The 22,333-nt window shown below is 50.4% G+C and carries 21 protein-coding genes; 12 read left to right on the top strand and 9 right to left on the bottom strand.

From position 1 onward, the window contains the following. The first annotated feature begins 47 nt into the window (after positions 1-47). The gene (locus B0I18_RS06705) at positions 48-1,145 is read left to right on the top strand and encodes an ABC transporter permease (protein ID WP_106521860.1); all 1,098 of its coding nucleotides are present in this window, start codon (positions 48-50) and stop codon (positions 1,143-1,145) included. Positions 1,146-1,881: 736 nt separating this feature from the next. Here the strand turns inward: B0I18_RS06705 and queA are convergent. Further along, complete coding sequence (gene queA / locus B0I18_RS06710) at positions 1,882-2,931, bottom strand: tRNA preQ1(34) S-adenosylmethionine ribosyltransferase-isomerase QueA (protein WP_106521861.1); 1,050 nt, start codon at positions 2,929-2,931, stop codon at positions 1,882-1,884. 215 nt (positions 2,932-3,146) lie between these two features. Here queA and B0I18_RS06715 point away from each other — a divergent pair, with 215 nt between their 5' ends. The 4 genes from B0I18_RS06715 to B0I18_RS06730 all read left to right on the top strand — a co-directional run bounded on the left by B0I18_RS06715 (position 3,147) and on the right by B0I18_RS06730 (position 6,564). Then, entirely contained in the window at positions 3,147-3,359 is a 213-nt protein-coding gene (locus B0I18_RS06715; RefSeq protein WP_146146674.1) for a hypothetical protein, read from the top strand. 18 nt (positions 3,360-3,377) lie between these two features. Beyond that, a complete protein-coding gene (locus B0I18_RS06720) occupies positions 3,378-4,424 on the top strand; it encodes a glycosyltransferase family 2 protein (protein ID WP_219905912.1) in 1,047 nt (348 codons plus the stop codon). Between the two features lie 106 nt (positions 4,425-4,530). Next, complete coding sequence (gene mnmA, locus B0I18_RS06725; protein WP_106521863.1) at positions 4,531-5,640, top strand: tRNA 2-thiouridine(34) synthase MnmA; 1,110 nt, start codon at positions 4,531-4,533, stop codon at positions 5,638-5,640. Positions 5,641-5,805: 165 nt separating this feature from the next. Further along, positions 5,806-6,564, top strand: a complete 759-nt coding sequence (locus B0I18_RS06730) for a hypothetical protein (RefSeq protein WP_106521864.1) — start codon at positions 5,806-5,808, stop codon at positions 6,562-6,564. A 70-nt stretch (positions 6,565-6,634) separates the two neighbouring features. Here B0I18_RS06730 and B0I18_RS06735 read toward each other — a convergent pair whose 3' ends face one another. Next, positions 6,635-7,354 (bottom strand): tRNA1(Val) (adenine(37)-N6)-methyltransferase, encoded by a 720-nt coding sequence (locus B0I18_RS06735; RefSeq protein ID WP_106521865.1) that lies wholly within the window; start codon positions 7,352-7,354, stop codon positions 6,635-6,637. Beyond that, positions 7,347-8,372: a tRNA (adenosine(37)-N6)-threonylcarbamoyltransferase complex transferase subunit TsaD gene (gene tsaD, locus B0I18_RS06740; RefSeq protein ID WP_106521866.1), complete on the bottom strand. Its 1,026-nt coding sequence runs from the start codon at positions 8,370-8,372 to the stop codon at positions 7,347-7,349. Before tsaD ends, B0I18_RS06735 begins: the two co-directional genes overlap by 8 nt. 105 nt (positions 8,373-8,477) lie before the next feature. Here tsaD and rpsU point away from each other — a divergent pair, with 105 nt between their 5' ends. From rpsU to B0I18_RS06760, 4 genes are all read left to right on the top strand, one after another. Then, positions 8,478-8,675, top strand: a complete 198-nt coding sequence (rpsU, locus tag B0I18_RS06745) for a 30S ribosomal protein S21 (protein WP_106522060.1) — start codon at positions 8,478-8,480, stop codon at positions 8,673-8,675. A gap of 891 nt (positions 8,676-9,566) precedes the next feature. After that, complete coding sequence (locus B0I18_RS06750) at positions 9,567-10,463, top strand: tyrosine-type recombinase/integrase (protein ID WP_245882060.1); 897 nt, start codon at positions 9,567-9,569, stop codon at positions 10,461-10,463. A gap of 97 nt (positions 10,464-10,560) precedes the next feature. Next, positions 10,561-10,860: a ribosome hibernation-promoting factor, HPF/YfiA family gene (hpf, locus tag B0I18_RS06755; RefSeq protein ID WP_106521867.1), complete on the top strand. Its 300-nt coding sequence runs from the start codon at positions 10,561-10,563 to the stop codon at positions 10,858-10,860. Positions 10,861-10,936: 76 nt separating this feature from the next. Further along, positions 10,937-11,656: an SAM-dependent methyltransferase gene (locus B0I18_RS06760; RefSeq protein ID WP_106521868.1), complete on the top strand. Its 720-nt coding sequence runs from the start codon at positions 10,937-10,939 to the stop codon at positions 11,654-11,656. Here the strand turns inward: B0I18_RS06760 and B0I18_RS06765 are convergent. Further along, positions 11,653-12,720, bottom strand: a complete 1,068-nt coding sequence (locus tag B0I18_RS06765) for a ferredoxin--NADP reductase (protein WP_245882061.1) — start codon at positions 12,718-12,720, stop codon at positions 11,653-11,655. The genes B0I18_RS06760 and B0I18_RS06765 overlap by 4 nt on opposite strands. A gap of 47 nt (positions 12,721-12,767) precedes the next feature. On the opposite strand from B0I18_RS06765, the gene B0I18_RS06770 reads away from it, so the two are divergent. Then, a complete protein-coding gene (locus B0I18_RS06770; RefSeq protein WP_181358357.1) occupies positions 12,768-14,129 on the top strand; it encodes a M20/M25/M40 family metallo-hydrolase in 1,362 nt (453 codons plus the stop codon). 210 nt (positions 14,130-14,339) lie between these two features. Continuing rightward, complete coding sequence (locus B0I18_RS06775) at positions 14,340-15,008, top strand: hypothetical protein (protein ID WP_106521869.1); 669 nt, start codon at positions 14,340-14,342, stop codon at positions 15,006-15,008. An 87-nt stretch (positions 15,009-15,095) separates the two neighbouring features. Here the strand turns inward: B0I18_RS06775 and porQ are convergent, their stop codons facing one another. The 3 genes from porQ to B0I18_RS06790 form a co-directional block, all read right to left on the bottom strand. Continuing rightward, positions 15,096-16,199, bottom strand: coding sequence for a type IX secretion system protein PorQ (gene porQ, locus B0I18_RS06780; protein ID WP_106521870.1), 1,104 nt, complete (start codon positions 16,197-16,199; stop codon positions 15,096-15,098). 124 nt (positions 16,200-16,323) lie between these two features. Next, positions 16,324-17,139, bottom strand: coding sequence for an enoyl-ACP reductase FabI (locus B0I18_RS06785; RefSeq protein ID WP_106521871.1), 816 nt, complete (start codon positions 17,137-17,139; stop codon positions 16,324-16,326). Positions 17,140-17,312: 173 nt separating this feature from the next. Then, positions 17,313-18,215: a T9SS type A sorting domain-containing protein gene (locus B0I18_RS06790; protein WP_106521872.1), complete on the bottom strand. Its 903-nt coding sequence runs from the start codon at positions 18,213-18,215 to the stop codon at positions 17,313-17,315. Between the two features lie 431 nt (positions 18,216-18,646). Between B0I18_RS06790 and clpB the strand changes: the two genes are divergently transcribed. Further along, positions 18,647-21,268, top strand: a complete 2,622-nt coding sequence (gene clpB / locus B0I18_RS06795) for an ATP-dependent chaperone ClpB (protein ID WP_106521873.1) — start codon at positions 18,647-18,649, stop codon at positions 21,266-21,268. 101 nt (positions 21,269-21,369) lie between these two features. Here clpB and B0I18_RS06800 read toward each other — a convergent pair whose 3' ends face one another. Both B0I18_RS06800 and B0I18_RS06805 read right to left on the bottom strand, forming a co-directional pair. Further along, positions 21,370-21,741 (bottom strand): hypothetical protein, encoded by a 372-nt coding sequence (locus tag B0I18_RS06800; protein ID WP_106521874.1) that lies wholly within the window; start codon positions 21,739-21,741, stop codon positions 21,370-21,372. A gap of 212 nt (positions 21,742-21,953) precedes the next feature. Beyond that, on the bottom strand, positions 21,954-22,319 hold the full coding sequence (locus tag B0I18_RS06805; protein ID WP_106521875.1) for a hypothetical protein: 366 nt from the start codon (positions 22,317-22,319) through the stop codon (positions 21,954-21,956). Positions 22,320-22,333: the final 14 nt, after the last annotated feature.

A 22,333-nucleotide genomic window follows, 5' to 3' on the forward strand; every position in this document is an offset into this window, starting at 1 on the left:
CTATTTACTTGCCGGTGAGATATTACCTTTGTCCTTCAATACAGCATATGCCCCAGTCCTACAGTCAGTTTAAAGCCTTTGGCGCGATCACCAAAGCGGCCTTCCGGTCTATCGCCAAGAGTCCGTCTTCCGTTGTTTTTACCATCGCGTTCCCGCTTATTTTTATCCTTGTATTCGGCTTCCTGGGTGGTGGCGGCGCCAAGGCCGTTAAGGTAACCCTGGCGCCCGGCGCCGACACGGCCAACGCGCTCTATGCCGCCCTGCAACATATCGACCTCGTAAAAATACAGCCGCAGGCGCCCGGCAAGACCCTGGAGCAACGCTTGTCGAAAGGAGAGGTCAATGCCGTGCTCGATATCCGTAAAACCGGGGGCACGCCGGCTTACCGGATCGGTATCCGCACCATGACTGCCGATGCCGATAAGGCAGCCCAACTGGCAGCTGTGCTGGAAAGGGTCGCACTGAGCCAGGATGCCGATGCCGCGCGGCGTATCAGCGAGCTGATCGCTGTCGAAAAAACCACGATACAAAGCCGTAAGTTCAATACCATAGACTTTATCCTGCCCGGGCAATTGGGCTTTTCCCTGCTGGCCTCGAGCGTGTTCGGTACCGCCTTCGTGTTTTTTAACCTGCGCCAGTCGCTGGTGCTGAAGCGCTTTTTTGCCACACCGGTACGCCGCGAATTCATTATCCTGGCCGAGGGCTGCGCCCGTATGATCTTCCAATTGCTGGGCGCGGCTTTGATTATCCTCGTCGGCCGTTTTTTCCTGGGCTTTACCCTGGTGCACGAGGTAGTTACCGTTATCAATATGCTGCTCATCTGTGCGCTGGGCCTGCTGGTGTTTATGAGTTTCGGTTTTATCATCAGCGGTATTGCCCGCAGCGAGGCTACTATCCCGCCTTTGTCTAACCTCATCACCTTGCCGCAGTTCCTGCTTGCCGGCACCTTTTTCTCCATCGATGCCTTCCCCGCATGGATGCAGCCGGTTTCCAGGGCTTTGCCGCTTACCTATCTCAATGATGCCTTGCGCCAGGTGGCCTTCGACGGGGCTTCGCTCTGGGATGTAAAAATGGATATCGGTATCCTGCTGCTTTGGGGTGTTATCGGTTACTTCGCGGCATCGCGGGTGTTTAAATGGGAATAATACACCGGTTTATGGGATCAAGCGAAAAAGTTGGGGGACTCCGGTATACTTACCCTGTTTTTTTATTCTTCTTTGTCTTGATACAAAGAAGCAAAAATCAAGACTGTAGAAAAAGTGCTAAAAATGCCTTGTAAGCCTAAAAGAAATAAGCCCGGGCAGTAGTAAAAATTGGACACAGGAATGACGAATGAACTAAAGTACAGGGCCAGACTGTGGGAACTGTATTTCTTTCTATACGGCGTCCTGCAGCATTTATTCGCTGTGTTTTTTATTTTCCTATTGGTGCTCATGAGCGCTACGCGGTTTATTAACGCCCTTTTTCTAAAGGTCGATATGTTTGGTTGTTTCCTGGTTTGACGTCCCGGCAGTGTATGTAACGGGTGTTGAGCAAAGCATGCCTACGCGATTGGTGGCCAGATGTTACGACCAATATGCACCCGTTCGCTGCGTCGCCGTATCGCTGCGAGAAAAAATGAAATTCGCGGGATCCTATTCGCCGCCAGGGCCTGGTATTGCAGTATATTTATCTATCCTGGATAGCTTAAGTGCTCCCTATTAATTTACCTTGAATAAATAATAGAGGAACAGATCTGCAGGTTCGATTTTTAATCCCCCCCAGAAATTCTGCCTGATCCGGTTTATGTTGTCCATCATTATGCTAAAAAAAGGGTTATAAAAAAGAAGAGAGCAGCTTTACAAGCTGCTCTCTTTCGTTGAAGGGGATTCCGTAATTTATTTAGATCACCAGCATGGCATCGCCATAGCTGAAGAAATTGTATTTCTCTTTAATCGCTACCTGGTAAGCTTCCATCGTAAGATCGTAACCGGCAAAGGCCGCTACCATGATCAGCAGGCTGGTCTTAGGCAAGTGGAAATTCGTTACCAGCGAATTGGCAATCGAAAAGTTATGGGGCGGGTGGATAAACAGGTTGGTCCAGCCGTCTTTGGGTTTCAGCAGGCCACGTGCGGTAACAGAGCTTTCCAGGGCGCGGATGGTAGTGGTACCTACCGAGCAGATACGCCTTTTTTCCTCGATACCTTTATTCACGATATCGCAGGCATACTCGCCTACTTCGAAGAACTCCGCATCCATTTTATGCTTGCTCAGGTCTTCTACCTCGATAGGGCGGAAGGTACCCAGGCCGGTGTGCAGGGTTACCTCGGCAAACTTAACGCCTTTGATCTCCATGCGTTTGATCAGCTCGCGGCTGAAGTGCATACCGGCTGTAGGAGCAGCTACCGCACCTTCATACTTGGCGTATACGGTCTGGTACCTTTCTTTATCCTCTTCGTCGGGTTTGCGTTTAATGTATTTGGGCAGTGGCGTTTCGCCCATGCTGTCCAGTACGGCTTTAAATTCTGTTTCCGTGCCATCGAAGAGGAAACGGATCGTACGGCCGCGGGAGGTGGTGTTGTCGATTACTTCCGCTACCAGCTCGTCATTATCGCCAAAGTACAACTTGTTACCTACCCTTATCTTACGGGCAGGATCTACGATCACGTCCCAGAGCCTGTTCTGCCTGCTCAGTTCGCGCAGCAGGAACACTTCGATACGGGCGCCGGTTTTTTCCTTGCGGCCATACAGGCGTGCAGGAAATACTTTTGTGTTATTCACGACCATCACATCCTTGTCATCGAAATAGCTCATGATGTCCTTAAACACTTTGTGTTCGATTTTACCGGTGTCGCGGTGTACGACCATCAGGCGGCTCTCGTCACGTTGTTTGGAAGGATGCTGGGCAATCAGGTTAATAGGGAGGTCAAACTTAAATTGGGATAATTTCATATCTTACAGGATATGGGGATTGAATTTTGTGAGTAAAAAAGTGTGCAAAGATAAGACAAAATAAATAAATGCCGTTTTATTTGTTCCCTAAATTATATGTACTAAATTAAACGCGCCGCCCGGGCTGTTACGTATCCGATATCCCTAAAAAAAATATACCTGTTTTTTCTGAAATTGAATTACTTTTGTGCCTTCTTGAAATGATGCTTTTTTCCATGGAAAATCAACACCACCAACTTACAGAGAACGAACTGGACATTAAAACTTCCAAACCTTCTACCTCCAGGTTTTTCTTTTTACTGGGCTTTTTCGGCATTTTCATCTTTGCCTGGGCCGGTTGTTTTAACCTGTATCAGCACTCCTACAAAGGCGCCGAAGATGTTCCGGTAAACGAAAGTTCCCTGATCACCGGTCCTAAATATAAATAAGCCGTACCGCTTCCGCCAATGATGGTCTGCCAACAGGATACTGCAGTCGTTATACTCAGTTATAACAGCAGGAAATGGCATGAGTTATTCTTGCCGGAGATCGTAGCCCAGGCTGCCGCCGGCTACGAAGTCTACGTGGTCGACCACGCTTCCCCTGACGATACTTACAAATATGTATCCCGGAATTACCCCGGGGTGCACCTTATACGGCTTACCGAAAATCATGGTTTTGCCTGGGGATATGCCGAGGCGCTGAAACAGATCAGCGCCAAATATTATGTCCTGCTCAGCTCCGATTTCGAAGTAACCGAGGGCTGGTTTCCGCCTATCTACAAGGCTATGGAAGCCAATCCAGTCATGTCGGCTTGCCAACCCAAGATCCGCTACTACCGCGATAAAGCCTATTTCGAATATGCCGGCGCAGCCGGTGGCTTCATGGACAAGTGGGGCTACCTGTTTTGCCGCGGCCGTATTTTCTCCACGCTCGAACAGGACCAGGGACAATACGACCAACCTGCCGAATTGTTCTGGGCCTCGGGTGGTTGTTTCGTAGTAAGGGCAGAGGTATACCATCGCCTGGGCGGCCTCGACCCCGACCTGTTTGCCCATATGGAAGAGATCGACGTATGCTGGCGTATGAAAAACGCCGGGTATACCATCGGTTATGTGCCGGACAGTACGGTATTCCACGTTGGTGGCAGTGTCATCACTTATGGCAGCCCGCAAAAAACATTCTATAATTTCCGGAACAGTCTTGTGCTCCTGTTGAAGAACGAGCAGGCGGGTAAACTGGTTTGGCTGATGCCGCTGCGCCTGTTGCTCGATGGGCTGGCCGCCCTGCAATTCCTGGCCTCCGGGCAGTTCCGCAATATCTGGGCCATTGTAAGGGCGCACTGGAGTTTCTTCCTGGCCTTCGGCAAATGGTATAAAAAGCGAAAGGCCGTACAACCTTTGGCTACCAACCGCAACCGTAAGGGTATTTACAGGAAAAGCATTATTTTCCAGTATTTCCTCGGTGGCAAAAAGAAATTCAGCGACCTGGCTCCCGGCGATTTCATAACCTGATCCCGCTCCTTCCCCCTGTACATTGTTATTTTAGATACTGGTATAAGCCGGTGCTGCTGCTATTTTGCTACCTTTGCATTTTGCAAATCAATTTTTTTAAAGGAGTATGAGCCGCAAGGGTAGAGTTTTAGTAGCCATGAGTGGCGGTATCGATAGCACGGTTACCGCTTTGATGCTGCATGAGCAGGGATATGAAGTTGTGGGCATTACCATGAAGACCTGGGACTATGCCGCTGCCGGTGGCAGCAAAAAAGAAACCGGCTGCTGTAACCTGGATTCTTTTAATGATGCGCGCCAGGCCGCCGTACAGCACGGTTTCCCGCATTATGTGCTGGATATCCGCGAGGAGTTCGGCGGAGCAGTAATCGAAAATTTTGTTGAAGAATATATTGCAGGCCGTACGCCTAATCCCTGTGTATTGTGTAATACGCACATTAAATGGTCGGCCCTGCTGAAACGTGCCGATGCGCTGGATTGCGAGTTTATATCGACCGGGCACTATGTAAAAGTGCGCGAGGAAAACGGCCGTCATGTATTGTCAAAAGCCAAAGACCTGACTAAAGACCAGAGTTATGTGTTGTGGGGCCTGGGCCAGGACGCCCTGAGCCGCAGCATATACCCGCTGGGTGATTACCTGAAAACCGAAGTACGCCAGATCGCACTCGATATGGGTTATCCCGAACTGTCTAAAAAAGCCGAAAGCTACGAAATCTGCTTTGTGCCCGATAACGACTACCGCAGCTTCCTGAAAAGGAATGTAGACGGCCTGGAAGAAAGGGTGAACGGCGGTAATTTTGTACTGGCCGATGGCAGTATTGTGGGTAAACATAAAGGTTACCCCTTCTATACGATCGGGCAGCGCAAAGGGCTCGATATCGCTATGGGGCGCCCGGTGTTTGTAACTAAGATCATACCCGAAACCAATACCGTAGTGCTGGGCGATGCCGACGAGCTCGAACAGAACATTATGACGGTAGGCGGGCTGAATATGGTAAAGTATGCCGCTATTCCCGAAGGCTTCGAAGCCACCACCAAAATCCGGTACAAAGACGCCGGTACTTTAAGCCATTTACACAACGATGGCGATAAGGTGGATGTGCATTTCTACGAGCACGTTAAAGGTATTGCACCGGGCCAGTCGGCCGTGTTTTACGAAGGCGACGATGTGGTTGCCGGCGGCATTATCCGCTCTTCGGCAAAGGTGCCCGGACTGTAATCGTAACAATAATTTTATGCCCCGGATTGCCCCTTTTTGAAAAGGGGCAATTTTTTTTATAAAATGGTGGCAAATATGCTTAAATGAGAAAATAATTTCTATCTTACGTCCGTTTTAATGCACCAACGGGCATTGGAACCTTCTGTAAAAATACCCAGTTACTTTATGCGTAAACTTTTATTCCCATTACTCGCGGTAGCAGCGTTTTCGGCCACATTGGTGTCTTGTAAAAAAGACAAGGAAGATCTTTCTGAAATTGCACAGGGGCACAAATACGGCGGTGTCTATGTAGATGGCGGAGCCTATAGCCTTGGTAAGTATATCCTGTATAACGTCGATTCCACTTATTGGGACGATTTCCTGGGCGTATCTGTTCCTACGCACTGCCAGCTGCGTTACAACGTTGTAGACACTTTCCGCGACGATCAGAACCGCCTGTCTTACGTGATCGATATCCTGTACCGCAAAACCTCCCAGGATCCTTTTGTTCCGGCTGATGTAGCGTATGTTACCCCAACGGCTACGGGACTGGAATTCTCCCAGCGTAATATCAAATTCCTGAAACTGGTCTTCCCGGTATCCGAAGGCAAGAGCTGGAACGGCAATACCTTTATCCCGCTGGGTGATGAAGATTACGCTGAATACGATAATAACAAATGGAATTATACCTATGCCAATGTAGACCAGCCTTTCGATCCGGGCAATAACCTGTACGAGCATACCGTAACTGTAAACCAGATCGACGATGCGCTCAATAATCCGGATGTGGATTCTACGGTATACGCCTATCGTAACTACTCCCAGGAGATTTATGCCTATAACGTGGGTATGGTTTACCGGGAGCGTATTTACTGGGTATACCAGCCTACTATCGGCGCCCGTAAAGGATATGAAGTCGTTATGAAAGCGGTAGAAAGCAACTAAGCCGGTACCGTTCTGAACATAGTAAACAGGCATTGCTGCAAAGCGATGCCTGTTTTTTTGTGTATTGTTTTTACAGGTTCAGGTAGAACGGCTGTAATAAGTTGTGCAGGGAAGCAGTGTAGACCCCGGGAGCCTTATAGATAACCAGCTCTTCTGTTGCCGGCTGTGTTTGTGGCTGTTGGCTATACCAGCCGATCACCCGGTTGCAGGCTTTGCTGGGCATGGGTATTACCCGCAGCGTACGTTGTGCATACAGGTTATAGCGGCCTGCGGTTTCGTGCCAGGCTTCCCATTCGCTTGCCGGGTACATAATACAGGCGGCGCCTGTAGCTGTCAGCAGGCGGTACAGGTTTTGCGCCAGTGTTTCCTTGTCGAGGGTAATGCTGTGCCTCGCCTGGTTGCGTTGTTGCTGCGGCGCCTGTAACTGGTTGTGAAAAAAAGGAGGATTACACACAATGAAGTCGTACAACGCGTCAGCGGGGGGGACAAAATCCTGCAGGGAAGTATGCCATAGTCGGATGTTCGCTGCCCAGGGGCTTTGCCGGCAATTGTCGCCCGCCTGTTGCCAGGCATCAGCATCCAGTTCCAGCGCGTCTATGTAGAGCTGTGGGTTTTGCTGGGCCATCATGAGCGAAAGCAGGCCGGTGCCCGCGCCTATATCCAGGGCCCGGCCGGTAGCACAGCTGCCGGCGGCAAGCGCGCCTTGTATACAGGCATCGGTCGATACCTTCATGGCGCAGCGGTCCTGGTAGATCGTAAACTGCTTGAACCGGAACCAGTCGTTAGCCATTCTGGTCCCATTGTGTGCGGGCAGAAGGTACAGCGCTGAGGTCTGTAAACTGCTGCAACAGCATTTTGTAATAAGCCGTAATGCCGATCATGGCGGCATTGTCGGTGCAGTATTCAAACTTGGGCAGGTATACCTTCCAGCCATTTTTAGCGCCATAGGCTTCCAGTGCGGCGCGTAAGCCGCTATTGGCCGATACGCCGCCCGCGATGCCTATTTCTTTGATCTTCAGGTGGCGGGCCGCTTTCTCCAGTTTTTTCATCAGGGTCTTTACGATCGTATGCTGTACCGAGGCACAGATATCGGCCAGGTTTTCGGCTACGAATTCCGGGTTTTCTTTTACCTGTTTCTGCAGGAAGTACAATACGGAGGTTTTGATACCGCTGAAGCTGAAGTCATATTCCCGGATCTCCGGTATGGGGAAGGCAAACCGTTCGGGGTTACCTGTTTTGGCATATTTGTCGACCAGCGGACCTCCGGGGTAGGGCAGTTGCAGCATTTTGGCTATCTTGTCGAAAGCCTCGCCAGCAGCATCGTCCAGGGTTTCGCCGATAATTTCCATGTCCAGGTGGGAGCGGCAAAGCACAATCTGGGTATGGCCACCGGATACGGTAAGACAGAGAAAGGGAAATGCGGGTTTCGGATCTTCGATCCAGTGGGCCAGTACATGCGCCTGCATATGATGCACGGCAATGAGCGGTACGTTAAGCGATTGCGCAAAGGCTTTGGCAAAACCACTGCCGACCAATAAGGAACCGATGAGGCCCGGCGCCTGGGTAAAGGCAACGGCGGTAATCGCATCTTTAGCGATACCGGCGGTTTTGATGGCCTGGTCCACTACGGGTACAATATGCTGCAGGTGGGCCCTGGAGGCCAGCTCCGGCACCACGCCGCCGTATTGTTCGTGTACTTTCTGGGTCGCAATAATATTACTCTGTACCTGGCCGTCGCAGACTATGGCAGCCGAGGTTTCATCGCAGGACGATTCTATGGCAAGAATCACGTTTGGGGCATTATTCATAAACAGGATGCAAAAATATAAGAATTTCTACACTTCATTTTGCTGAATTGAAAAATATATCTATCTTTGCAGTCCCAAATAAAGAAAAAAAGGGGGTATCATACTATGCTTATTTTAGATGCAAAAGATTGCGAAAACATAGACAAAGCGCTTAAGAAGTACAAGAAGAAATTCGAAAAATCACGTACTCTGAATCAATTACGTGCTCGTCAGGCTTTCACAAAACCTTCCGTATCACGCCGTAAAGAAATCTTGAAAGCGGCTTACCGTCAGCAGATTCTTGCAGGTAAAGTAGAGCTTTAAGGATTAAAGCACTGATCCGGCAACGCAATGTTATAACATTTGTGGCTGGTTCGCTTATCATATTTTTACCGAAAGGGAATGTAATCACATTACATTCCCTTTTTGTGCTGCCCGGTGATGTAGCCAACCCTGCTCGTAGCGTCCCGATACGAGCAGGGTTTACTTTTATGGCGGATCAAGTAGAATTTCTGGGCGATTAATAAAAGCCTTGTTCTTAAATCGAATCATCATTTGCCAAACCCGTATTTATTTGCTTAGCTATTCGTAGTGTCTCGCTACGAATTTACCTGGCCTGGAAGCTACTACTATTTGCAACAGTAGAATACGCGTTTTTTTTCTCGCGGCGACGCAGCGAAGGGGTGTATATTGGTCGTAACATCTGGTTACCAACCGCGTAGGAATGCTTTGCCCAACGCCCATTACATGCACTGCCGGGACATCAAGCCAGGAAACAACCAAACATACCGGCCTTTAGAAAAAGGGCGTTAATAAACCGCGTAGCGCTCATGAGCACCAATAGGAAAATAAAAAACACAGCGAATAAATGCTGCAGGACGCCGTATAGAAAGAAATACAGTTCCCACAGTCTGGAACTGTACTTTAGTTCGTTCGTCATTCCTTGTCCATTTTTTTACTACCGCCCGGAATATTTCTTTTAGGCGTACAAGGCATTTTTAGCAATTTTCTACAGTCTTGATTTTTGCTTCTTTGTATCAAGACAAAGAAGAATAAAAAATCAGGGTAAGTATACCGGAGCCCCCAGTATTCCGCTTGATCCTTTATGGTCCCGCCTCTTTTGTCCCATTTTAAATTTATTTTTTAAACTGCGGTTGTATTTGCTAATTGTTTTTTCATTAAATTTGAATCAACAAAACAATCCCGCAGTACGGTTTGGTATTCGCTGAAATTATACCCGAATTCTTACGCTATATACGCTTCGAAAAGCGCATGTCGGATCATACTTTTTTAGCCTATCAAAACGATCTCACTTCCTTTTTTACTTTCCTGGAGTCCCAGTACGAACTAACCGGTATCGGGGAGGTAAAACATACGCATATCCGGTCCTGGCTGGCCGGGCTTAAGGAGGCGCAATGCAGCGAACGTACCCTGCAACGCAAGATATCGGCTGTGAAATCGCTGTATAAATACCTGTTGCGTACCGGTGCGGTTACCGTTAATCCGACACGGCTGGTACTCACGCCCAAAGCGCCGGCCCGTTTGCCGGTGTTCCTGGAAGAACAGCAGACCGAACTGATCGGTGGCGGGGCAACCGCTTTTGCCGAAGGCTTTGAAGGGGTTACCGAATACCTTATTCTTGAACTGTTGTACCAGACCGGTATGCGCCGGGCAGAGCTGGTACAGCTTAAAGAAGCTGATGTAGAGTACAGCAGGCAACAGATACGGGTATTGGGTAAACGCAATAAGGAGCGCATGGTGCCCGCAGGCGATGCGCTGCTGGCTGAACTCAAAGCGTATACAGAACTTAAAAGAAAAAATTTCAACCAAGCGGAACCGTTTTTGTTATGCTTAAAAACAGGCAAGCGGTTATATGCGCAATATGTATACCGGGTGGTGCAAAAGCACCTGAAGGGGGTAACTACCCTCACTAAAAAAAGCCCGCACGTACTGCGACATACCTTTGCCACCCATATGCTGAACAACGGCGCAGAGCTGAATGCCATTAAAGAAATGCTGGGCCACAGCAGCCTGGCCGCAACACAGGTTTACACGCACAATAATATCGAACGCCTCAAAGAGGTTTATCGCAAAGCACACCCTAAAAGCTAAAATCCTTTCTTATGATCTAAATCGACCCATAGCCAGCCCGCTGCGGGCTGGAATGATGACCCAGAATAATTATTGTTTACTTTTAAAATGACAAAAGATGAATGTACAAATTCAAACCGTTCATTTTGATGCAGACGAAAGGCTGCTTGAACACGTTCAGAAAAGATTGGATAAACTCAAAACCTTCCATGACCGGATAACGGGGGTGGAAGTATACCTCAGGCTGGAAAACTTATCGCAGAAAGTAAGAGATAAAGTGGCTGAAATAAAAGTATTTATTCCAAAGCATGCTTTGTTTGCCAAACACGAGTCTAAGGTTTTTGAAGAGTCTTTTGACGAAGCGTTCGATTCTATGGTGTCGCAGATAAAAAGACAAAAAGAAAAAATGATTGTATAAATCAGTCTAAAAATAGAAATTACCGGAAAAGCTGCACAACTTTGTGCAGCTTTTTTGCACCCGTCAATGTATACGTATGAATAAAGAAACCCAAACCTTAGGCAAACTCTACCTGATACCCGTACCCCTGGCCGAAAATGCCCTGTATACCATACCGGAAGCCGTAAAGGAACTGAGCTGCCGGCTCAAACATTATTTTGCAGAGCAAATACGCACTACCCGGCGTTACCTGAAAAGTATCGATAAAAGCGTGGTGATCGACGAGATCCTGTTTTCGGAGATCAATAACCAGCAGCCGCCGGATAAGGCGCTGTTGCGGCAATGGCTGAAGGCCGGGCACGATGTGGGTGTAATGAGCGAAGCGGGTTGTCCGGGTATGGCCGATCCGGGGAGCGAACTGGCAGCCGTGGCCCACGAGCTGGGCGCTACTGTAATACCGCTTACCGGTCCGAGCTCGCTGTTGCTGGCGCTTATGGCTTCGGGTTTTAACGGGCAGGGCTTCCGTTTTGCCGGTTACCTGCCGGTAAAAGAACCGATGCGGGGCAAAGCCTTAAAAGAACTGGAGGCACTGTCGCGCGAGCGCAACGAGACCCAGATCTTTATCGAAACGCCTTACCGCAATAACCAGATGATGCAGGATATTGTACGGCATTGCCGGCATACGACACGCGTATGTGTGGCTGCCGATATTACCGGCGATACCGAGATGGTCAGAACCCTGCCGGTAGCTACCTGGGCCCAGCAAATGCCCGATCTGCATAAAAGGCCCACCATCTTCCTGGTGCATGCCTCTTAATACTCCAGCTCTATGTCGCCGCCTACCGGGAAGCCCTGGCAGGTGAGCACCAGGCCCTGTTCCAGCTCGCGGTCGGTAAGCACTTCGTTATAGGCGATCCATACCCGGCCGCGGGTGCAGCGGGCCAGGCAGCTGCCGCATTGCCCCGACTCGCAGCTGTAAGGAATGTGTATGCCCTCTTTTTTGGCCTGTTGCAGGATGGATACCGGGTATTGTACCTGCATGCTGTAGGTCTTGCCATCAAGCTGTATGCTCACGGTATGCGGATCGGTATCGGGCGGTGTTTCCGTAATCTCGGGCACATAACTCACGAAATTTTCGGTACGGATATTTTGTTTGGGCACACCCTCGGTAAGCAGGGTGATGCTGACGGTATCCATATAGTCGACCGGGCCGCAGATATAACAAAGCATCGTATCGCGGGAGGTCTGTTCGCGTTCGGCCAGCATGGCGGTCAGCAAACTATTGTTGAGCCTGGATTTCAGGATGTTGTTGGAGCTGCTGAACAGGAAATCGATGATCAGCCTGCCCTTGCTTTGTTCGGCCAGGTGGATCAGTTGCCGGTAGAAAATAGTATCGGATGCGCTGCGGTTGCTGTAGATCAGTACAACCGATAGTGTTTCGTGCGCGGCAAGTATGGTTTTGATCAGGGAGAACACGGGTGTGATACCGCTCCCGGCTACGAAGAAGAATACCTGCCGGTAAGGGCTGAGGTCCTCGGGCAGGGTAAACAGCCCGCCCACACCGGTACAAAGCAGTTCGTCGCCCTTCTGGGCATGGTCTATAAAGTACCGCGAATATTCCCCGTTCTCTACCCGTTTTACCGTTATGGAGAGGGGCTCGCTGCATTCCGGCGAGGAAGAGATGGAGTAGGAGCGGCGTTGTTCGCCCGATGGTTTTGGAAAAGCAAAGGTGAGGAATTGACCGGAGCGGTAACGGTAAGGTGTGCCGTCCTGTTGCTGCAATACAAAAGTGCGCGCGTCCTGGGTTTCAGTAATGATCTGCTGTATCTTAAGCCGTTGATATGTTGGGTGCTCCTGCATGAATGGATATCTGGAAGTCAAACTTACGAACTTTACCATAAAACGATCTTTGTTCTTATTTTTACCAGATGAAAAAGATCCTGATCCACCTTTGCCTGGCAGCAGCCTTTCCCGCCTTTGCACAGCATAACGACTCGCTTAATTTACGTCAACTCTCCGATGAAATTATGTTGCATGGCACCTGTTATGATAACCTGCGGGTGCTTACCAAAGAGATCGGTCACCGGCTGAGCGGATCACCTGAGGCCGCGCGTGCGGTAAGCTGGGGCGAGGCTGCATTGAAGCAGGCCGGCGCCGACAAGGTATGGCTGCAACCGGTGCTGGTGCCTTTGTGGGTAAGGGGCAGCGAGTCGCTTATGGTACAGCTGAAGGGTAAGGAATTTGAACCGCTCCATATGCTCTCGCTGGGCAATACCGAGGGGACTGCCGGTAAAGTGCTGGAACGGACCCTTATTTGTGTGCCCGACCTGGCGGCTTTCGACAAGCTATCCGACGCCGAGGTAAAAGACAAGATCGTTTTTTTTGATTATAAATTCCGCCAGGAACTCATCAGTACATTCGAAGGGTATGGCGATGCGGTAAAATACCGCTGGGTAGCTGTAAACAAAGCGGCCCAGCGCGGTGCTGCAGCGGTGATTATCCGTTCGGTAAGCACGGCTCCCGACGATGTGCCGCACACCGGGGCCTCGCGCTACGAAGACGATGCGCCACATATACCTGCTATTGCCATCGGCAATACGGGGGCGGATAAGCTTGCAGCTGCCTGCAAAAAGCGGGTTATAAAAGCGCGCCTGACTTCCGATTGCGGCATGAAAGGTGTGATGCCCTCCTATAACGTGATCGGCGAGATCAGGGGGGCTGATGAGCCGGAGTCGGTAATTGTTGTAGGCGGGCACCTCGACTCCTGGGATGTAGGCGAAGGCGCGCATGACGATGGCGCCGGCTGTGTACAGGCCATAGAAGTGATCAGGACCTTTAAAGCACTTCATATCAAACCCAAACATACGGTACGCGCCGTGTTGTTTATGAACGAAGAGAACGGGGTAAAGGGCGGCAATGCTTATGCCGATTCGGCAAAGGCAAAGGGCGAGCGCCATATACTGGCCATGGAAAGCGATGCCGGCGGCTTTACGCCCAGGGGTATAGGCCTGGAAATGCCAGAGCTGCTCAAACAAAAGGTAAAGAGCTGGTCCCCTTTGTTCCTGCCTTACGGCGTATACGATTTTGACCAGGAAGAGGGCGGTGTAGACATTGGCCCGCTCAAAAAGCAATTGGGCGTACCGCTTGCGGGCCTCCTGCCCGACTCGCAACGTTATTTCGACCTGCACCACAGCCGCAACGATGTGTTCGAGACAGTAAGCCATCGTGAACTCAAGCTGGGCGCCTGGACCATGGCGGCGATGGTGTACCTGGCCGACCGCTACTTTTAGAAAGCAAATCCTGTTGCGGTGGCATTTAATGCCCCTCTTAATGTGGCGCTTATTTATACTGTTGTTTGATGATTTGATCTGTTTTTGAGTGGTTTACTTTTGTAATTTATATATATGTGTTTGCTTCGTAATTCCTGCTTAAACGCAACCGTTAATTTCTTGTCACAGGACAATAAATTATCTTCATACACCTAAACGAAAAGCATTTTTATGAAAACGGTAAAAATCACCTTCGCTGCACTGGCGCTGCTGTTGAGCGCCGGAGCTATGGCCCAGCAAACTACCAATGTAGTTTTGGGTAAAGCAACAGGTAACAGCCAGGTTGTGGCGCCGGTACAACCGGTAGAACCTGTAAGGCCGGCGCCGGCACCGGTTAATTACACCGAAAAGGCACGGAAATCGGAAACTGCGGGCGCTAACGGCATGTACAACAATCCAAGTTTTGACCGGTCTGTTAGTAATACAACTCCCGGACAAGGCAGGCCTGTAGGGCACGATCTGAAAAATGCGGAAGGCATGATCCGGATCGACTTCGGCGTTGCTATGGAAGGCGCTACGGTAAACACGTTCTTCCCCTTCAACATCGTTACGCTTCAGAACGAAGAAACCGAGGTAACCCCCGTTATCCAGCGGTCGGATTATATCCGCTACACCCCGCTCAGCAGGGAGACCGGCGTTACCGATGTTAAGCTGGCCAATGGCATGAAGTTTCGCCGTGGCGTAAGCGCAATGTCGGGCAACGGCTTCGACCTGGCTTACCTGGCCAGCAAACCGGGCGCGGTGGACGAAGTGGTGCAGGTTTACACCAAAAAAGGCAATATCATGTACCGGCTTACCGGTTATGTAGCTGCCAAAGGTACTTCGGTAAGCGTCAGGTAATTCCTGGTTGCCAGCTAACTGATATAAACAAAGGCTATCCGGGAAGGATAGCCTTTGTTTATGGTACCTGCAAGGATGCAGGGAAAATTAATAAGTTTTATTCCAGCCCCAGGATTCGGTTTTTTTACCGATACCGAAAAATTTATTCAGCTGGAAGCTAAGCCCGAGCTCGTTGTACGCGCCGGCCGAAGCATAGTAGGATCTGCCATAACGCACCACCAGTTTGTTGAGGTCTACACCCGCTCCGAAAGAGAAGCCGGCCATGCCTTTTACATCTTTTGCACCCAGTTCGCTCCTGCGGATATGGTTATAGGCCGCCGTTACCGTAACACGTTTACCCAGGATCAGCTCTGCGCCGAAATTAAGGTGACGGAACAGTTTGTCGGCAAAATAACTTTTGTCCTTTTCCGGCTCGCCTTGCTGCCCAAATATCGTATTGTCCACGATATCTGCGGGGTTGTTGTACCGCACATCCCATTCGTAGAGGTGATGCGCTACCATAAACAGGCGCAGCGGCAGGTTTTTCAGCTGTTTGGTAATACCCAGTTGGAGGTCGAAGGGCAGGGGTTCTGCGGTATTCTGCGGGTTATATTTTTTGAGCGTAACCCCCATATTCTTGGCCACGATACCAATGGTCCACAGGTTGGCGGTATCGGTATATACCACGCCCACATCGGCCAATACGGCTATGGCAGAACGGTCTGCGAGTGAAGAGCCGGCCCATTTAAGGGTAACACCGTAGCGCCAGTGTTGCAGGTATTGCCGGGAGGCGCTGAAGTTTACCGAATAATCGGCGGCCTTTACATCGCCCATGCTGTTGCCATAGATATCCCTGCCCGGGAAGGTACCGTAGTTAAAGTATTGCACACCCAGCGAGAAATCCGTTTTCAGCGGTTCTACATGATAGGCGTATTGCAGGTTAGCCACGCCGATGCCGGCATAGTAGATATTGTACCCTACAGCCAGTTGGTTATGAAAAGAAGGGTTCAGCAATCCCGGGTTCTGTAAGGTAAGCGACACATCTTTATCGGGGTTGGCGGGGGCATAACCGCCCAGTGCAGAGATATGCGGGCTGTTACTCATGCGCAGGAACTCAAATGCATGCTGCCCGCCGGTTACCTGTGCCTGCGCAGTGGTACCGTAGGCGCAAAGCGCCAGGCCACTGAGCGTTATCCGAATAAATTTAGTCATAAGGATGAAACGGGATGAGCTGTTGAAATATTGTATAAAATTTCCTGCAGTGCCTGGTTACAGGGGGCCGGGCCCGGTTGTGCAGCCGGCACTGCAGGAAGGGATCACATCCCGTACTGTTTGTTTACTGGTTGAATCTTTCTACTACGCCTTCGCTTACACCGGTAAAGGAGAAGCCACCATCGTGGAAGAGGTTTTGCATGGTTACCATGCGGGTCAGGTCGCTGAACAGGGTGATGCAATAGTTGGCGCAATCAGCTGCGCTGGCATTACCCAGGGGCGACATTTTCTCGGCATAACCATAGAAGCCGTCGAAGCCTGCTACACCCGAGCCGGCTGTAGTGGGTACCGGTGACTGGGAAATGGTGTTCACCCTTACTTTTTTGGCAAAGCCATAGGAGTAACCGAAGCTGCGTGCAATGCTTTCCAGCAGCGCTTTGGCATCGCCCATGTCGTTATAGCCGGGGAAAGTGCGTTGTGCCGCGATATAGCTCAGGGCCAGCACGGAAGCCCACTCGTTCAGGGCGTCCAGCTTTTTGGCGGTCTGCATTACTTTATGGAAGGATAAAGCGGAAATATCGAGTGTTTTCAGGAAGTTGTCGTAGTTAGTGCCATCGTAAGCAAAACCTTTACGTACATTGGGCGACATGCCTATGGAGTGCAATACGAAATCGATCTTGCCTCCGAAATGTTCTGTAGCCTGGTTAAACAGGTTTTCGAGATCGGGAATTGATGTGGCATCTGCGCCGATCACCGGGGCGTTGTTGCACTGGGCAGCCAGCTCTTTAATGGTACCCATGCGCAATGCTACGGGAGCATTGGACAGTACGATCTCCGCTCCTTCTTCGACTGCACGTAAAGCCACCTTCCAGGCGATGGAACGCTCGTCCAGTGCACCGAAAATAATTCCTTTCTTACCAGATAATAATTGGTTTGCCATAGTAATGCTATAAATAATTTGTGGCGGTAAAGATAAAGAAAAATGGATAATGTAAGGGTTATGTAACCTTGTCTTTGCCGGAGCGTTGCGCCGGCCGGTTTACCGTAAAAGAGAAACGCGTCCCGGAGGCCGGGGCGCGTTTCCTGTAGTATAGCCTGCAGGCGCGGCTGCGGCTATTCTTTAGTTACTTTTTTGGTAATATCCTGGTTGTCATCTTTGTACTGCACCAGGTATTGTCCCGGCTGCATTTTGCTCATATCGAATACCGTCATCACGGTATTGTCCGGGTCCGGAACCTTTGTCTGTATTGTTTTTCCGTTAATGTCGACCAGTTCTATAACGGCGTTTTTGCCGATCCTGCCGGCGATATGGATGTTCAGCTTATCCTTTACCGGGTTGGGATGCAGGTGCAGCTGCAGGTCGTTTTCGCCTTTCAGGGCAAGGAACACAACATTGGAGTAACTGCCCTTGCCGTCGAGGTCTACCTGGCGCAGCCGGTAAAATGCCCGTTCCACGATGGGCGAGGGGTCAGTAAACCGGTAGTCATGCTTTTGGGTACTGTTGCCGCCGGGGGCCTGCGAGGGCAGCTGGCCAGCCTGTGCAAAGGCGAAGCCGTCGGCCGAGCGCTGTATTTCAAAATGCCGGTTCTGTTCTTCGGAATATGTGGTCCAGGCAAGCGCTGCACGGCCCTGGGCGTCGATCTTAGACGTAAGGTCGCCCATTTTTACCGGGGTTGGTGCGGTTACCGTAAAGGTGCCCGCCATGCCCGGTGCATGTGGGTTGCACTGGTAGTTGTAGGCGCCAAGCTGTGAGGGCTTGTAGGTATAGGTCGTGCTGGAGGAGGTCATGGGCTGGTTCCAGGCGGTAGCGCCGCCGGGTATGCCCAGGCTGGTGGTGGTATGCGTGCCCGCAGCCCACTGCCAGCGCACGGTATCGCCCAGCACGATGGTCGCGCTGGAAGGGGTAAAGGAATTGGAGCTGCCGCCTACCTGTATGGTCAGTATGGTAGCCCGGGCGCCGGTTGCGGCCAGCAGCAGTAATGCGGCCGCAAGGTGTGTGTACAATTTGGAGCTCATCTTCGTTCGATTTTGGTTATGGAATGATGGTGGCGGGCAGTTATCTGCAACCGCTGCCTTAAATCTACGACCCGCTATTGCCAAAAGAAATTTAAAAAAGGTTGAAGCGGTATTTTCATCATCCGAAGCCGTAATACATTCAGTCGAATGCGTATTTATTTCAATAACATGCAGATTGTCGCATTTGGCGTGTCATTAAGTCATTTTGAATGAAGTAAATATGCTTATTTTTCATGTTGTATTGCAGGTGGCTGAATTTTAGTCATTTTTCGCGACAGGGGACTGCCGCTTTTTCTGCCTGCCGTTTTTGGATTGCTTTTTGTACCCTTATCTGCATGCTGTGCTGTTGCCACAAGGCACAACAATAATAAGCGTGCCGCTGTTATGTGTTGCAATCGGAGCAGTATAACCTAAAAAAGGAGCAACGAACAATGAACTTAAATAATTTCACAATCAAAGCGCAGGAAACCCTGCAACAGGCGCAACAGGCGGCGTTCAATAATGGCAATCCCACTATTGAATCGAACCACATCCTGCAGGCCCTGGTAGACGATAAAGATGGCCCTATTGAATTTCTGCTGAAGAAAAGCAATGCCAGTCTTAACCTGATCCATTCCCGGCTCGAAGAGAGCATAGCCAAACTACCCAAACAAAGCGGCGGCGATGCCGGCCAGATGATCGGGCGCGATGCCAATAACGTGATCCTGCGTGCCGGTGCGGCACTGAAGGAATTTGGCGACGAATTTGTAAGCGTAGAGCACTTGTTGCTGGCCATACTGAGGGGCAGCGACGATGCCTCCAAGATATTAAAAGACGCAGGTCTTACCGAAAAGGCATTGATCACTTCGATCAAAGAACTGCGTAAAGGCAATACCGTGAATTCGCAAACGGCAGATACCACGTATAACGCGCTGCAACGGTATGCCAAGAACCTGAACGATATGGCGCAGAACGGCAAGCTCGACCCGGTTATCGGCCGTGATGAAGAGATACGCCGTACCCTGCACATACTCTCGCGCCGTACCAAGAACAACCCCATCCTGGTGGGCGAACCCGGTGTAGGTAAAACCGCTATCATCGAAGGCTTGGCGCACCGAATCATCAACGGTGATGTGCCTGAAAACCTGAAATCTAAAATTATCTACTCGCTCGATATGGGCCTGCTGATTGCAGGCGCCAAGTATAAAGGCGAATTTGAAGAACGCCTGAAATCGGTGATCAAAGAAGTAACCGACAGCGACGGCGCCATTATCCTCTTTATCGACGAGATCCATACCCTGGTAGGCGCCGGCGGTGGTGGCGAAGGCGCTATGGATGCGGCCAATATCCTGAAGCCGGCCCTGGCCCGCGGCGAACTCCGCGCTATCGGCGCTACCACGCTCAATGAATACCAGCGTTATTTCGAAAAAGACAAAGCGCTCGAACGCCGTTTCCAAAAAGTCATGGTCGACGAACCCAGCGAAGAAGATGCGATCTCCATCCTGCGTGGCCTCAAGGACCGCTACGAGGCGCATCACCATGTGCGAATCAAGGATGAGGCCATCATTGCCGCGGTAGAACTTTCGGTACGTTATATCTCCGACCGCTTCCTGCCCGATAAGGCCATCGACCTGATCGACGAAAGCGCAGCCAAGTTAAAACTCGAGATGAACTCCATGCCCGAAGAGCTGGATGAAATGAACCGCCGGATACGCCAGTTGGAAATCGAAAGAGAAGCCATCAAACGTGAAAACGACGAGGAGAAAGTAAAAGCATTATCTACCGATATTGCCAACCTCGCAGTAGAGCGCGATACGCTTAAGGCCAAGTGGACCGAAGAGAAAGAACATGCCGAGAAAATACAGAGCGCCAAGGCGAAGATCGAAGAGCTGAAGCTGGAAGCCGAAAAGGCGGAAAGAGATGGGGAGTATGGCAGGGTAGCCGAGATCCGCTATGGTAAGATACAGGAACAGGAAAAAATTATAGCCGACCTGTCTAAAGATACCGATCACTTTACCGAAAAGCGATTGCTGAAAGAAGAGGTAGACGCGGAAGACATTGCAGAGAACGTAGCCAAAGCAACCGGTATACCGGTGCAGAAAATGCTGCACAGCGAGCGCGATAAACTACTGCATCTCGAAGAAGAGTTGCACAAAAGAGTGGTGGGCCAGGACGAAGCCATCGAGGCCGTAGCCGATGCCATACGCCGCAGCCGTGCCGGTTTGCAGGACACCAAAAGACCGATCGGTTCCTTCATCTTCCTGGGTACAACCGGTGTGGGTAAGACCGAGCTGGCCAAAGCCCTTGCCGATAGCCTGTTTGACGACGAAAGCATGATGACCCGTATCGATATGAGCGAATACCAGGAGAAACACAGCGTAAGCCGTTTGCTGGGCTCGCCTCCGGGTTATGTGGGATATGAAGAAGGCGGACAGCTTACCGAAGCCGTACGGCGCAAACCTTACTCCGTAGTGCTGCTCGACGAGATCGAAAAAGCGCATCCCGATGTGTTCAACATCATGCTGCAGGTGCTCGACGATGGCCGCCTTACCGATAACAAAGGCCGCGTGGTCAACTTCCGCAATACGATCATCATCATGACCAGTAACCTGGGCAGCCACCTGATCCAGGAAAACTTCGACGACCTGAAAGAAACCGATGATGTGGACGAAGTGGTAGAACGTACCAAAGCGGCGGTAATGGGCTTGCTGCGCCAGACGCTGCGTCCCGAGTTCCTGAACCGTATCGACGAGGTAATCATGTTCCACCCGCTGATGAAGAAAGAGATCAAAGGTATTATCCGCATACAGCTCGAAGACCTCAAGCATCGTGTAGCCAAACAAGGCATACAGCTCGACTTCTCCGACTATGCCATGGATTACTTTGCCGAACAGGGCTTTGATCCGCAGTTCGGCGCCCGTCCCTTAAAACGCCTGATCCAGAAAGACATCATCAACCTGCTGAGTAAAAAGATCATCGCCGGCGAACTGGATAAAGCACGCCCGGTACTGATCGATGTATTCGATGGTGTGGTAGTGGTACGCAACGAAGCGGTAACGCAGGAGCATGCCTGAAACTAATCAAGACCACTGTATGGTGGTGCTGTATACAAAACAAAAGTTGCCCTTTACCGGGCAACTTTTTTCTTTTCAACCAACCGGAAAAGCGGATGCGCTTAGATAATGAAGAATTCGTAAACACCCAGGCCTGTCTTTTGGATCAGGAGGGTATTGGTGCCGTTGCCCTGGACATAAAAACCGGCGGTGGCATCTACTGCCGACTTGTTGACAAAGAAGCCGCCGGTACCGAAGCCGATCACGAAATTAACGACATCGTTGGGGGCCATGGCAAAGGTATGGCTGCCGGGCGCCGGGTAGTTAACCGGTACCAGGCATATGGATATGGAACAAAGGCTGACAGAGGCATTGCCTGCAGCGCCGCCTGCAACGCGGGTTACGGTAGTGCCACGCAAGAATTGGGCGTGTGTAACGTGAGCGAAAATGAGGCTTAGGGCAAGGAATAAGCCCAGGAATTTCAGTTTTTTCATACGTGTTTGTTTTTGTGGGTTGCGTATTGGATTTTGAGTTTTTGTTCCGGTGATTGTAAGATATTGCTAAAATAATAATTTTTATTCTATTATATGCTAAAATGAAATGCATGTAAATTTTGAATGGAGCAAATGCAAGACTGCTGTGTGCCATAAAAAAAGGACCACCTGGTACAGGTGGTCCTTATCGCTTTAAAACCCGGGTATTTATTTTAAATAATGAAGAATTCGTACTGGCCTGCCGATACCCTGCGGATCAGCAGGGTGTTGGTGCCGTTGGATATGGAATAGAAACCGGCTGTGCCATCTACCGTGGTTCTCAGCAGATCGAAATTACCGGTATAATAACCGATAACGATATGGATCACATTGCTGGTCGCCATGGCAAAAGTATGGCTGCCGGGGGCCGGGTAGTTCCAGGGCGCCAGGCAGATCCAGTTGTCACACAGGCTTGCTGTGGCTGCATTGGTGGTGCCGCCTGCGATCCGGGTTATCGTAGTGCTGGTTTGGGCTTGGGTAAAGTTTACGAAAATGAGGCTTAAAGCTAAGAGCAAGCCCAGGAATTTCATTTTTTTCATAAGGGATGTTTTTC

This window comes from Taibaiella chishuiensis (genome assembly GCF_003014535.1).
GTDB lineage: Bacteria > Bacteroidota > Bacteroidia > Chitinophagales > Chitinophagaceae > Taibaiella > Taibaiella chishuiensis.

Coding starts and splice junctions, on each gene's coding strand:
- B0I18_RS06705 (WP_106521860.1), top strand. CDS start 48: ATGCCCCAGTCCTACAGTCAGTTTAAAGCCTTTGGCGCGATCACCAAA.
- queA (WP_106521861.1), bottom strand. CDS start 2,931: ATGAAATTATCCCAATTTAAGTTTGACCTCCCTATTAACCTGATTGCC.
- B0I18_RS06715 (WP_146146674.1), top strand. CDS start 3,147: ATGGAAAATCAACACCACCAACTTACAGAGAACGAACTGGACATTAAA.
- B0I18_RS06720 (WP_219905912.1), top strand. CDS start 3,378: ATGATGGTCTGCCAACAGGATACTGCAGTCGTTATACTCAGTTATAAC.
- mnmA (WP_106521863.1), top strand. CDS start 4,531: ATGAGCCGCAAGGGTAGAGTTTTAGTAGCCATGAGTGGCGGTATCGAT.
- B0I18_RS06730 (WP_106521864.1), top strand. CDS start 5,806: ATGCGTAAACTTTTATTCCCATTACTCGCGGTAGCAGCGTTTTCGGCC.
- B0I18_RS06735 (WP_106521865.1), bottom strand. CDS start 7,354: ATGGCTAACGACTGGTTCCGGTTCAAGCAGTTTACGATCTACCAGGAC.
- tsaD (WP_106521866.1), bottom strand. CDS start 8,372: ATGAATAATGCCCCAAACGTGATTCTTGCCATAGAATCGTCCTGCGAT.
- rpsU (WP_106522060.1), top strand. CDS start 8,478: ATGCTTATTTTAGATGCAAAAGATTGCGAAAACATAGACAAAGCGCTT.
- hpf (WP_106521867.1), top strand. CDS start 10,561: ATGAATGTACAAATTCAAACCGTTCATTTTGATGCAGACGAAAGGCTG.
- B0I18_RS06760 (WP_106521868.1), top strand. CDS start 10,937: ATGAATAAAGAAACCCAAACCTTAGGCAAACTCTACCTGATACCCGTA.
- B0I18_RS06770 (WP_181358357.1), top strand. CDS start 12,768: ATGAAAAAGATCCTGATCCACCTTTGCCTGGCAGCAGCCTTTCCCGCC.
- B0I18_RS06775 (WP_106521869.1), top strand. CDS start 14,340: ATGAAAACGGTAAAAATCACCTTCGCTGCACTGGCGCTGCTGTTGAGC.
- porQ (WP_106521870.1), bottom strand. CDS start 16,199: ATGACTAAATTTATTCGGATAACGCTCAGTGGCCTGGCGCTTTGCGCC.
- B0I18_RS06785 (WP_106521871.1), bottom strand. CDS start 17,139: ATGGCAAACCAATTATTATCTGGTAAGAAAGGAATTATTTTCGGTGCA.
- B0I18_RS06790 (WP_106521872.1), bottom strand. CDS start 18,215: ATGAGCTCCAAATTGTACACACACCTTGCGGCCGCATTACTGCTGCTG.
- clpB (WP_106521873.1), top strand. CDS start 18,647: ATGAACTTAAATAATTTCACAATCAAAGCGCAGGAAACCCTGCAACAG.
- B0I18_RS06800 (WP_106521874.1), bottom strand. CDS start 21,741: ATGAAAAAACTGAAATTCCTGGGCTTATTCCTTGCCCTAAGCCTCATT.
- B0I18_RS06805 (WP_106521875.1), bottom strand. CDS start 22,319: ATGAAAAAAATGAAATTCCTGGGCTTGCTCTTAGCTTTAAGCCTCATT.